Raw genomic sequence first — 12,353 nt, 5'->3', positions numbered from 1 at the left:
GCTCCCAGGGGGGTGGTACGCGGTCAACGAAGTGGAAAGGCCCACATGCGAAGCTCCATCGCACGTCGCGCCGCAGTGTTCGGTTCGGCCGCGCTGCTGCTCCTCGGACCGATTACCGCGGTCGCGAACGCAGAACCGAATGAATCCGGGGTATCCGATCAGGCAGCCCATCTGCCCGTCGAACTCGCCGAAGCCCTACAGCACGACTTGGCGCTGACGCCCGACCAGTTCGTCTCGCGTTCCGAACTCGCGCAGAAGCTCGCAGAGTTCGCCGCCATCGCGCGCGTCCAGTTTCCCGACTCTTTTGCCGGCGTGTGGCTCGACGACCTCGGCAAGGGCATCGTCGCTCTCGCTGACGGTCGCGACAAGGATGCTGCCCGCGAGGCCGCCGAGAAGGCCGGCTTCGAGGTCAAGGACGTCGCGCAGAGCGAGCAGGCTCTGCAAGGTCAACTCTCGGCACTCAACACCTGGCTCGATTCGCAGCCTGCCGAGGTCGCAGACCTCGTGCGTGGCATCGCCGTCGACGTGGTCGGCAACGGGGTCGCCCTCACCGCCGATCCTGCCGCCGGCATCGAATTGCCTGAGTTCCTGAAGCGGACCGTCGTCCACACCGCTGCTCCGCTACTGGTTCCCCCGATCGTCGCGGACCTCATTCCCGCAACCGGATCCGCAACCGGCGACGCTGCACTGGGCGGAGACGCCTTCGGCGCAACCTCCGGTAACACCGGACTGCGTTGTTCATTCGGCTTCAACGGCACCGACGGTTCAGGACGCACGGTCAACATCAGCGCCGGTCACTGCGATCCCAACCGTGCCGCTGCCGGCACCTCGAACTCCAGCCAGGTCTTCCCGATGGTGAACAACCAGACCGGGCCCCGCGTCGGATACTTCGCCAAGAGCAGCTTCGACGGGCGTGACTACTCGATCATCAACATCGACGACAACGCGAAGTACCGCTTCGAGAACAACAGCGTGCGGGTCCCGTTCAACCGTTCGGTCAACATCACCGGTACCGCCGATCCCGTTGTGGGCGCCCCGGTATGCAAGGCGGGATCGACCACCGGCTTCAGCTGCGGCGTCGTCACCGGCGTCAACCGCGTCGCCAAGGTCTTGGATCACACCCTCGACAACGGCTTCACCACCAACATCTGCGTCCTGCAGGGTGACAGCGGTGGCCCCATCGTCTCCGGAACGTTGGCAGTGGGCATCACGAGTGCGTCCAACGTCGCCACCTCTCCCCTGTGCGAGATCGCACAGGCCGAGACGTTGTTCGGACAAGAAGCACCGACGCAGTACGCGACGCCGATCAACGACATCCTCGCAGCCAATCCAGGCCTGAAGGTTCGCGACTACTGATCGCACGCATTCCCCGAGACAGCAAAACGGGCGCCACACCTTTCGAAGATGTGGCGCCCGTTTCGGCGTTCGTGACGTCTAACCGGTAGAGCTGCTTACTGGAAGAGAGTTGTTCCGGCCGGAGCGTTCAGGACCTTGATCAGGTCCATGCCCGCGACGATTGCGGTTCCGCCGCCGGCGAGGATCGTACCGGCGACTCCACCGATACCGGCACCGGTGACCATGCCGGGGAGGCAGCCGATAACCAGGCCGGGCAGACCCACGATGCAACCGATGACTGCACCGACGATCGTGCCGGTGAGGCTACCGATCTGCGTGGCAAGCCCGAGCTGTGACTGGAACTTCTCGATTGCCTTCTGATCCTCGTCAGGCGAAGCAACCGGGGTGAACTCGGCAGCGACCGGCTTCGGCTTGGAGCTGGCCGGGTCCAGATTCGGCTTGAGGGTGAGGGTCTTGCCGTTCTCACTGACGGTCTCGTCGAACGGGAACTGAACGTCCCCGAGGTTGAACGCGAGCGGCAGGCTCACGAGAGTTGCGCCCTGGCTGTTCTGCAAGTCGACGTGTGTGCCGTCACCCGATACCCGGAATGCCCCGGCATCGATGGTGGTGACAACAGCCTGGTCGACGACCTCGGCGGTGTACGAAACGTCGGGAGACGTCTCCGGAGCTGCGTAAGAAGTACCTGCAGCGATGCCCGTAGCGGCAATGGTCATCGCTGCGATGGCCGCAGCTTTACGAATGAACATTTTTGATCCTCCCCGGGAGCGAGCGGGCGCAAGTCGATGACTCACACCACCCGTTTCCCCTGTGCGTGACGGGCGTAACGATAACAGCCGGTCGGTTGTCCTCACCTGCCCGGAAACCGAGTTAGGGCTGCCTGACAGAAAGGAGCCCGACGGCCACCGCCTAACGTGACGACCAGACATGTCTGCGTTTGACCAAGCCCGTCCGACGCAGAAGATTGATCTCTCCAGGCCACGAGCGGTTACCAGTCGGTATCTACAGGCTGGTAATCCTAGTTACTGGCGGGTAACATAACGCAGGTTAGTATCAGTGGGCTGTCCCGAGGTGGCCGACGCGTCGCCCTGAAACGAAAGGCCGCGACATGAATGCCCTGACGATTACGTTGGGCACGATTGGTGCTCTGCTGAGCTTGGTGTGTTGGTACATCTTCCTCTCAGGCGCGCTGAGGATGTTCAACACCGTGCGCATCGGCCAGTCGGCACCCGATCGATGGCGCCCGTTCTTCCCTCGCTTCAAGCAGATGATCATCGAGTTCATCGCGCACACGCGCATGAACAAGTTCCGCAGCGTCGGCTGGGCCCACTGGCTCGTCATGGTCGGCTTCCTCGGCGGATTCCTGCTCTGGTTCGAGGCTTACGGCCAGACGTTCAACCCCGAGTTCCACTGGCCCATCTTCGGTAACACGTGGGCGTGGCACCTGTGGGACGAGATCCTGGGCCTCGGCACCGTCATCGGTATCACCACGCTGATCGTGATCCGTCAGCTCAACCACCCGCGTCTGCCTGCACGCCTGTCCCGGTTCGGCGGCTCCAACTTCAAGGCCGCCTACGTCATCGAGGGCATCGTCCTGCTCGAGGGCCTGGGCATGATCATGGTCAAGGCCGGCAAGATCGCGACCTACGGTCACGCCAACCCGTGGACCGACTTCTTCACCATGCAGGTCGCCAAACTGCTTCCCGCCAGCCCCGTCATGATCTCGGTGTTCGCGTTCGTCAAGCTGATGACCGGCATGATCTGGCTCGCGATCGTGGGCCGCAACATCACCTGGGGCGTCGCCTGGCACCGCTTCTCCGCGTTCTTCAACATCTACTTCAAGCGTGAAGACGACGGCACCGTCGCGCTCGGCGCGGCAAAGCCCATGATGTCCAAGGGCAAAGTCCTGACGATGGAGAACGTCGACCCCGACACCGACACTCTCGGCGCCGGAAACATCGAAGACTTCTCCTGGAAGGGCTGGCTGGACTTCACCACCTGCACCGAGTGCGGGCGTTGCCAGTCCCAGTGCCCTGCTTGGAACACCGGAAAGCCGCTCTCCCCCAAGCTGCTCATCATGTCGCTGCGTGACCACGGCTACGCCAAGGCCCCGTACCTGCTCGCTGGTGGACGCAAGGACATGGGCGGCGACGAGATCGGACTCGTCGACAGCGAAGGCAACGTCAAGGAAGCCGCACTCGCAGCCATCCCCGAGGCCGCACGCCTCGAGGCCGACCGCAAGCTCGTCGGTGAAACCGTCGAAGGTGAGATGGCCCCGGTCATCGACGCCGAAACCTTGTGGAGCTGCACCAACTGCGGCGCCTGCGTCGAACAGTGCCCCGTCGACATCGAACACGTCGACCACATCATCGACATGCGTCGCTACCAGGTCCTGATCGAATCGGAGTTCCCCTCCGAGCTCGCCGGCCTGTTCAAGAACCTCGAGAACAAGGGCAACCCCTGGGGCCAGAACTCCAAGGATCGCCTCAACTGGATCAACGAGATGGACTTCGAGATCCCCGTCTTCGGCAAGGACGCCGACAGCTTCGAGGACTACGAGTACCTCTTCTGGGTCGGCTGCGCCGGCGCCTACGAAGACCGTGCCAAGAAGACCACCAAGGCCGTCGCCGAACTCCTCGCCACCGCGGGAGTGAAGTTCATGGTCCTCGGCGCCGACGAAACCTGCACCGGCGACTCCGCACGTCGTGCCGGCAACGAGTTCTTGTTCCAGCAGCTCGCAATGCAGAACATCGAGATGCTCAACTCGGTCTTCGACGGTATCGAGCAGAAGAAGCGCAAGATCGTCGTCACCTGTGCGCACTGCTTCAACGCCCTCGGCAACGAGTACCCGGAGGTGGGCGGCGACTACGAGGTCGTGCACCACACTCAGCTGCTCAACCGTCTGGTGCGCCAGAAGAAGCTGATCCCGGTTGCGTCCGTGAGCGAGGACGTCACCTACCACGACCCGTGCTTCCTCGGACGCCACAACAAGGTTTACGACGCTCCCCGTGAACTCATGGAAGCCTCAGGCTCCAAGCTCGTCGAAATGCCGCGTCACGGCGAACGTTCCATGTGCTGTGGTGCCGGTGGTGCTCGCATGTGGATGGAAGAGAACATCGGCAAGCGCATCAACGTCGACCGCGTCGACGAAGCGCTCTCCACCAACCCCAAGAAGATCGCCACGGGTTGCCCGTTCTGCCGCGTCATGCTCACCGACGGCGTCACTGCCCGCCAGGAGCAAGGCCAGGGCGAAGGCGTCGAGGTCGTCGACGTCGCGCAGTTGATGCTGAACTCCGTCACCCGCCTCGATCCCGCCCAGCTCGGCGAGAACATCAAGGTGATCCCGCGTGAGAAGGCACCGGTCGCTGCTGAGGCAAAGGCTGAGACCGTCGAGCAGGATCGGGTCGCCGAAGTCGAGGAAGCCGCCGCGACTCCGGAAGCCAAGGCTGCACCGGCAGGCAAGGGTCTGGCCATGAAGGGCCTCGCCAAAGCACCAGGTGCAAAAGCTCCCGGAGCCAAGGCACCAGGCAAGGGCCTCGGAATGGCCGGCGGGGCAAAGGCTCCCGGCGCCAAGAAGGCAGCTCCCGCTGCAAGCGCGGAAGCTCCCGCCGCCGAAGCTGCTGCACCGGCCGCACCCGCGGCAAAGCCCAAGGGGCTCGGTCTTGCGGGCGGAGCCAAGGCTCCCGGCGGCAAGGGACTGCAGATGAAGGGCGCCGCCAAGGCACCCGGAGCAAAGGCCGCTGCCGCACCGGCAGCGGAAGCACCGGCAGCTGAGGCTGCTGCACCCGAAGCTGCTGCACCCGTCGCCAAGCCGAAGGGTCTGGGCCTGGCGTCCGGCGCCAAGGCTCCCGGCGGCAAGGGACTGCAGATGAAGGGCGGGGCCAAGGCTCCTGGCGCGAAGGCTGCACCTGCTGCTGAAGCACCTGCCGCTGCTCCGGCTGCACCCGCCGAGGCTCCCGCAGAGGCTCCGGCCGCCGAGGCGGAAGCCCCGAAGGCTCCACCGGTCGCCAAGGCCGGCGGACTCGGATTCAAGTCGGGCGCAAAGGCTCCCGGCGCTCGGAAGGCAGCCCCGGCGCCAGCTGCGGCACCGGCTCCCGAGGCCGAACCTGTGAAGGTAGAACCCGCCGCCGAACCTGTGAAGGCAGAACCCGCCGCCGAAGCACCTGCTGAAGCGTCCGCACCCGCGGAAGCTCCGGCGCCTGCTGCCGCGCCGCCCGCCCCCAAGGCAGGTGGGCTCGGATTCAAGGCCGGCGCAAAGGCTCCCGGCCGCAAGAAGTAACCGCTCCACACGCGAATGCCCTCACCGTCACGGTGAGGGCATTCGTGTTTGTATGGGGAGCCACTCCCGACCGAGCACCCTTTCCCTCGACTCAACAACCCTTGCTCTACGCGGAAAGTGGTGCTCGCCGTGGACAAGTGATGCTCACTCCCCCGCTGCCAAATCGAGGTCGCCCTGTCAATCTGCGACAAGCATCACCGCACCGCGCGCACGCCCGACGCCCCTTTCCTGCTGCCGTCCGATGACGTATCGCCCCGGAGCGATTCCGGTCGCGCCGTGCTCCAGATGGATGAGGTATGCGGTCACTCGGGTGTCGAGCATGCCGAGCGCAAGGCCCCGAGCATCTTTCACCGGCGTCGACCACGTGCACTCCCCTTCGTCTGCAACCAGACTGTGGGGGTTACCGCCCGCCGCGCTTCGCAGCAGCTCCACTCCCGAGAGCGGCACTCTCACAGAGCGTGTCCACGGCAGAGGCGCCACGATATTTGCGAGCAGCGAAAACGGGATCACGATGAGATCGCCCTGCGCCTGAAGTCCGTCGATCACAGGAATGGACACTTCCTGGTCCAGGTAGTCGAAGACATCGAGGCCGGTGAGGGTGGTGAGAGCGGACAAGGTCATGTTCGAGTTCATAAGTATCACCAAGGGTTTGAGGATTGAGGGTTTGAGGATTGGGGCTTGAGGGGTCGAGATTCAGGTTCGACGAACGAGACGGGAGTAATCGGCGCCGGTGATGCCGTAAGTCCAACCGGCGGCATCCAACGCGGAGGTAAACCATCCGGGTACGTGAAGGCCGTATCGACGCCGATGCCCGTCGCGTTCGAAAGAACCGTTGACCGCGAGGAGAATGCGTCCACTTCGGCCCCAGCCCTCCGGGGACGCGTAGAGCTGCAGCAGGCAACCGGCATTACCGGGATCGTCGGCTTGGTCGACCAGTGTCAGGCCGGCCAGCTCGATGTAGGAATCCCACCCGATCCGCTCGATTGCACATCGACGGATCTCTACATTGCGCTCGTGTGCGATGCGTTCGGCGGTCGGGTCGAGCACTACCCAGTCGGGAACGATCGCTCCGTGCAGAACGAACGCCTTTGTTCCGTCTGCGAATTCGAGTGCCGGGGAATCAGAGTGGTGGAGTCGGCGTTCTCCCCGCGCACTGCCCGGTATCCGCTCCGAGTGCAAGACCCTGGGTCGTTCCGCCATGATGCACACGTCGTCGAACGCCCACCACCACCCGGTCGAGTCAGCCAGTGCGGTCTGCACATCGAGAAGTTCACGGTCTTCCGAGCGGAAGGTCGCAAGACCGTATCGATGGCATGTGTCGTAGTACGCGATTCGATGGGCGTCCTGCTGCCCGTACCAGGTCACTCCACCCGCCACCGGGGTCGACATCGTTCGTATCGCAGCTGCGACGCCGTCGAACAGTGTGGTGTGCAACGATTCCCAGATTGCGGATCTGATGATCCGCGCTGGATTGACGCGGCGCTGAGTCGAACCCCGCTGAGTCGACCCCCGCTGATCCGACCCCTCGGACACGCTGGCACCAACGCCCCCGAACGCGCGACGTTCCATCTTCCAGCGTTCTATCTGCCAGTCAATGCTCCGACGTTCGATACGCGCGTTCATACGTCGGCGCGACGCCGAAAACATGCTCGCGATGTGCCCGCAAGCGCAGTCGAGTCCAGTGCCGTCGAAGGACATCTTGTTCGACAGACCTTCGGCGGCGATCAGATCCGATCCAGCAGAGGGCGACTGAACCCAGACGAACTCCGGTTTCGGGAGCCCGGATCGTCGGTATAGTTGCGCGACAGCAGATTCTGCCGTGGATCGATCGGCCGGACGTGTACACAGACCGCGTTCGAGCCATACGTCGCGGACTGCTTCCAAGGCCTGATTGTCTTCATCGAAGATATCGATGTTCTCGGTCGATGTCGCTCGACGTGACGTCGACGAGCGAAACGGTGCGGCGCTCACGCGACGGTGGCGGGGTCCGCCTTTCCTGTAGTCATAGTTCAACAGCCTGGCACGCAAACGCTCCGGACGCAAGGGTTGCCTAGAGTGCGACACCGAGAACCTGCCACCGTTTCCCCACACCCAACACCCTCTCCAGCGACGCGAAACCGGTTCGAACTGTGGACAAGTGGTGTTCACTCACGGCTATCCACAGCCCCGGGTTCACGGCTTCCTTTCCAGCGCCGGGCGCAGCAAGATCGATCGGTATGGGGGAACAAATACGCATCCGTCGGCCAGAGCAACTGTCGACAGGTCGTACCGATTCCGAGATCCGGCAGGCCTGCGCGAGTGGAAACTGGTCCAGAATCCATCGCGGTGCCTACGTACCCAGCGACCACCTGTCTCGCCTCGACGCCTACGGGCTACATCGATTGCGCGTCGAGGCTGTGGCCGGTACCGCTTCGGCACATGCAGCGGTCAGCCACATCTCGGCAGCGGTGGTGCACGGCTTCGAACTCTGGAACACTCCACTCGAAGTTGTGCACCTCTCTCGGGACCGACGAGGCGGTGGCCGTAAATCCGCTCGACGACACGTGCACTCGGTATCGTTCACCGACGACGAGGTCACCCACGTCGACGGCCTGCGCGTCACGACTCCGGCACGAACTGTTGCGGATCTCGCGAGGACGCTCCCTTTCGAACCGGCTCTCGTGGTGGGCAATTCAGCAATGCACCGTTCAGCGTTGACCAAAGATGCAGTTGCGGCCTCGCTTGCACTCAGCCCGAACCATCCGCGCCATCGACATGCGCTCCACGCGCTCACCGCGATGGACTCGCGCATCGAAAGCGTCGCTGAATCACGGAGCCTCGCATTGTTCCTGCAGGAGCACTTACCACTCCCCGAACCCCAGGTCGAAATCCACGACGCCCGAGGGTTGGCCGGCCGCGTCGACTTCCTGTGGCGTGAGCAGCGCACCATCGGAGAGTTCGACGGCCGCATCAAATACGGCCGACTGGTGCCCGCCGGGCGCAGCGCCGCGGACGTGCTCTGGGACGAGAAGCTCCGCGAAGACCGACTCCGTGACGCGGGGTGGGAAGTCGCGAGGTGGACGTGGGCCGACCTGTCGACCCCGTCACTGGTGGTAGGCCGGATCCTCGCGGCCTTCGCGCGCAGCCGCGGGGCCGTCAGCTACTGATCGCAGGCTTCCACAGCTCGAGCGTCGGAATGCCGGGTGGGGTGAATCCGAGCACCTGCCCGTAGAAGGACAGCTCGGCGTTGCGTGAGCTGATGATGGTCGACTGCTTGCGGAATCCGTGAGATTCACCCTCGTAGGCCAGGTAGGCATGCGGAATGCCCTTGGCCACCAGAGCATCCCGGAATCGCTCCGCCTGGGAGGGTGGCACGATCGGATCGTCGAGACCCTGGAGCAACAACACCGGGCAGTTCAACCCGTCGACGTTGTTGAGCGGAGCACGTTCCGCGTACAGGTCGGCAGATTCCGGCAGCGGGCCGATCAAACCGTCGACATAGCGCGATTCGAAATCGTGAGTTTCCTGCACGAACAAGTCCAGTTCGGCCACGCCGAAATAGGAAGCACCACAAGCGAACACGTCGGACGTCGTCAGTGCGGCCAGAACGGTCCATCCACCGGCAGATCCGCCTTCGATGGCAAGGCGGGCCGGATCGGCAAGCCCTTGCTCGGCCAACCCGGTGACGGCGGTGACTACGTCCTGCACGTCGACGACACCCCACTGTCCGCGCAGCCGGTTGCGGTACTCACGTCCGTAACCGGTCGACCCGCCGTAATTCACATCGACGACGCCGATTCCGCGGCTGGTGAAGAAGGCGTAGACGAGGTTGAGGGCCGGGGCGACGTGCGCCGTCGGCCCACCGTGAACAAACGCAACGTATGGCGGCAGTTCGCCGTCGAGTCCTTTGTATCGCGGACTGCGCGGCGGATACGCAACGGCGTGAACTTCTCGCCCGTGTCCGTGAGCCACGACAGCTCTCGCTTCCGGAAGGTATGCAGACTCGGGCAATTCTTCGACCGACGAACGGATTTCGGTGAGTTCGCCGGTACCGAGGTCGAACTCGCGTAGCGCGCCCGCCAGTTTCGCGCCTCCCGAGGTGAGCAGCAACCGATCGCCGCGAACCTGCATGAGGCCGATGCTGGTGACACCCGGGATCGCGATGTCGCGCAGTTCCCCCGACGCCGGATCGAGTACCGCCAGCGTGTCGGTTCCCACCGTGCGTGCGGTGAGAAGGTGCCCGTTGTCGAGTTCGACGAACCAGCGTGCACCGAAGCGCCACTGTGGGCCACCGAAATCCGCATTCACCGGGCAGATCGGGGTGATCTTGCCGCCGACTCGATAGATGTTCCACCAGCCGCTGCGATCACTGATTGCGTAGAGTTCGTCGTCGGTGATCCACTCCGGTTGCAGGACGGACTCTTCAAGTCCGCCGATCAGCACGGAGTAGTTCTGAGCGACGCCGTCGACGAGTGGAGCTACCCGCAGTTCGGTACCGTCCCAGGGCATTTGCGGATGGTTCCACGCGATCCAGGCTATTTTGGTTCCACTCGGCGAAAGCCTCGGTGACGAGAGGAAGTCCGAGCCGCCGACGATCGAGCGAACCTTGCCGGAACCGTCGAGCGGAATCGCGCAGATATCGCGAGTGATCGCCCCGTCCTCCGCGTGCGCTTCCCGAACCGCCCACACCTCACCGTTCACGATCTGCAGGTCTGCGTATCGCAACGCGGCCGGCGACGCGGGTTCAGGCGTCAGAGCCCGCGGAGTGACTCCTTCGAGGATGTACACCCGTTGATCGGAGAATTCACTGAAGACCAGTTTTCCGGACTCGGTGACGGTCCAGGCGCCACCGCCGTACTCGTGAACCCTGGTCCGCGCGTTCCACGGCGCAGGGAGGATGTCGACGGGTTGGTTGTCGAGACCGGATCGACGGATCGATGTCCGACCACCCTCGGTCGGACGAAGTTCAGCCCACCAGATCTCGTCACCGACGTATCGTCCACCCTCGACAGGGTGGCCACCTGCAGCCAGATCCGCTGCTCCGATCGGAGAAGTCCACGATCCGTACGGGGCTGCGATCTGCTCGATGGGGGTCATCGCTCGACAATAGCCAACTGGTCGCGCGACACGGTCCCCGACAATGCACTTGCACAGTGGTGGAATCATGTAACTCGTGAGCACACCAGAACCCGTCCGCCATCGTCAGCCGCAGCGCGAGCTGGAGCAGTCGTCGAAGCTCCAGAACGTCCTGTACGAAATCCGTGGGCCGGTGCACGCGCATGCCGCCCGGTTGGAGGCGGAAGGACACCGGATCCTCAAGCTCAACATCGGCAACCCGGCACCGTTCGGATTCGATGCTCCCGATGTGATCATGCGCGACATGATCGCCGCCCTGCCCTATGCGCAGGGCTATTCGGAGTCGAAGGGAATTCTGTCGGCGCGGCGCGCAATCGTGACGCGTTACGAGCTGGTTCCCGGCTTCCCCGAGCTCGACGTCGACAACATCTACCTCGGTAACGGTGTTTCCGAGCTGATCACGATGACCATGCAGGCCCTCCTCAACAACGGGGACGAGGTTCTGATCCCAGCGCCGGACTACCCGCTGTGGACTGCGATGACGAGCCTGTCCGGAGGCACGCCCGTCCACTATCTCTGCGACGAGGCCAACGACTGGAATCCCGATATCGCCGATATCGAATCCAAGATCACCGACAAGACCAAGGCTCTCCTCGTCATCAACCCGAACAACCCCACGGGTGCGGTGTACTCCATGGAGGTTCTGCAGCAGTTGGTCGATCTGGCACGCAAGCATCAGCTTCTGCTGCTCGCCGACGAGATCTACGACAAGATCCTCTACGACGACGCAAAGCACATCTCGCTGGCAACGCTTGCCCCTGATCTGCTGTGCCTGACGTTCAACGGCCTCTCGAAGGCCTACCGCGTCGCCGGCTACCGCTCCGGCTGGGTGGCGATCACGGGCCCGAAGGATCACGCCGCCGGCTTCCTCGAGGGACTCGACCTCTTGGCGTCGACCCGCCTGTGCCCCAACGTCCCCGGACAGCACGCCATTCAGGTCGCCCTCGGCGGACACCAGAGCATCGAAGACCTGATCCTGCCCGGCGGTCGCCTGCTCGAGCAGCGCGACGTCGCGTGGGAGCGATTGAACATGATTCCGGGTGTTTCGTGTGTGAAACCCCGCGGTGCGCTCTACGCGTTCCCTCGTCTGGATCCGAACGTCTACGAGATCCACGACGACGAGAAGTTGGTTCAGGACCTGCTTCTCCAGGAGAAGATCCTGATGGTTCAAGGCACCGGATTCAACTGGCCGAACCACGATCACCTTCGGATCGTCACCCTTCCGTGGGCCCGGGATCTCGCCGTGGCCATCGAGCGATTCGGCAACTTCCTCACCAGTTACAAGCAGTGATTTCGGCCCGTCGAATCGGGCAAAATCAGGTAAACAATTCGTTGTACAAATACCCCGTAAACGTAAAAGTGCGGGGTATTTGTGAGACCTTCGTCACAACATTCGCATACCAGGCGGTTTGATTGACACTTTAACTATTTAGTGACCTGCCCTGATGCGAAAACGGTCCAACCGGTACGTGATTCGTCGTGAAATTGGTAGTTGGACAACGCGCCAAACCCGATTGAAATTGGGTACATTGGTTATCAGCACTTCGGTGCCGCGAGCACCTGGTATCCCTCCCCCCCCTGTGGATACCAGGTTGGTGGCGGGGAC

General features: G+C 63.3%; 8 protein-coding genes. 4 read left to right on the top strand and 4 right to left on the bottom strand.

Going from position 1 to position 12,353, the window contains the following annotated elements; genetic code table 11:
- The first annotated feature begins 45 nt into the window (after nt 1-45).
- Nucleotides 46-1,356: a S1 family peptidase gene (locus tag B0E55_RS18405; RefSeq protein WP_054187117.1), complete on the top strand. Its 1,311-nt coding sequence runs from the start codon at nt 46-48 to the stop codon at nt 1,354-1,356.
- Nucleotides 1,357-1,451: 95 nt separating this feature from the next.
- Here the strand turns inward: B0E55_RS18405 and B0E55_RS18400 are convergent, their stop codons facing one another.
- A complete protein-coding gene (locus tag B0E55_RS18400) occupies nt 1,452-2,102 on the bottom strand; it encodes a hypothetical protein (RefSeq protein ID WP_080910179.1) in 651 nt (216 codons plus the stop codon).
- 359 nt (nt 2,103-2,461) lie between these two features.
- Here B0E55_RS18400 and B0E55_RS18395 point away from each other — a divergent pair, with 359 nt between their 5' ends.
- A complete protein-coding gene (locus B0E55_RS18395; protein WP_080910178.1) occupies nt 2,462-5,632 on the top strand; it encodes a (Fe-S)-binding protein in 3,171 nt (1,056 codons plus the stop codon).
- Nucleotides 5,633-5,809: 177 nt separating this feature from the next.
- Here B0E55_RS18395 and B0E55_RS18390 read toward each other — a convergent pair whose 3' ends face one another.
- Nucleotides 5,810-6,265: a hypothetical protein gene (locus B0E55_RS18390; RefSeq protein WP_080910177.1), complete on the bottom strand. Its 456-nt coding sequence runs from the start codon at nt 6,263-6,265 to the stop codon at nt 5,810-5,812.
- Between the two features lie 60 nt (nt 6,266-6,325).
- The gene (locus B0E55_RS18385; RefSeq protein WP_080910176.1) at nt 6,326-7,603 is read right to left on the bottom strand and encodes a DUF6745 domain-containing protein; all 1,278 of its coding nucleotides are present in this window, start codon (nt 7,601-7,603) and stop codon (nt 6,326-6,328) included.
- Nucleotides 7,604-7,848: 245 nt separating this feature from the next.
- Between B0E55_RS18385 and B0E55_RS18380 the strand changes: the two genes are divergently transcribed.
- A complete protein-coding gene (locus B0E55_RS18380; protein ID WP_080910175.1) occupies nt 7,849-8,778 on the top strand; it encodes a hypothetical protein in 930 nt (309 codons plus the stop codon).
- Here B0E55_RS18380 and B0E55_RS18375 read toward each other — a convergent pair.
- A complete protein-coding gene (locus B0E55_RS18375) occupies nt 8,768-10,708 on the bottom strand; it encodes a S9 family peptidase (protein ID WP_080910174.1) in 1,941 nt (646 codons plus the stop codon). The genes B0E55_RS18380 and B0E55_RS18375 overlap by 11 nt on opposite strands.
- 76 nt (nt 10,709-10,784) lie before the next feature.
- Between B0E55_RS18375 and B0E55_RS18370 the strand changes: the two genes are divergently transcribed.
- Nucleotides 10,785-12,038: a pyridoxal phosphate-dependent aminotransferase gene (locus B0E55_RS18370; protein ID WP_019747413.1), complete on the top strand. Its 1,254-nt coding sequence runs from the start codon at nt 10,785-10,787 to the stop codon at nt 12,036-12,038.
- The last annotated feature ends 315 nt before the right edge of the window (nt 12,039-12,353 follow it).

Origin of the sequence: Rhodococcus sp. 66b (genome assembly GCF_002076325.1) — a bacterium.
Taxonomy (GTDB): domain Bacteria; phylum Actinomycetota; class Actinomycetes; order Mycobacteriales; family Mycobacteriaceae; genus Rhodococcus_F; species Rhodococcus_F erythropolis.
The sequence above is the reverse complement of the archived record's forward strand: the minus strand, read 5'-3'. Positions and strand labels throughout refer to the sequence as shown.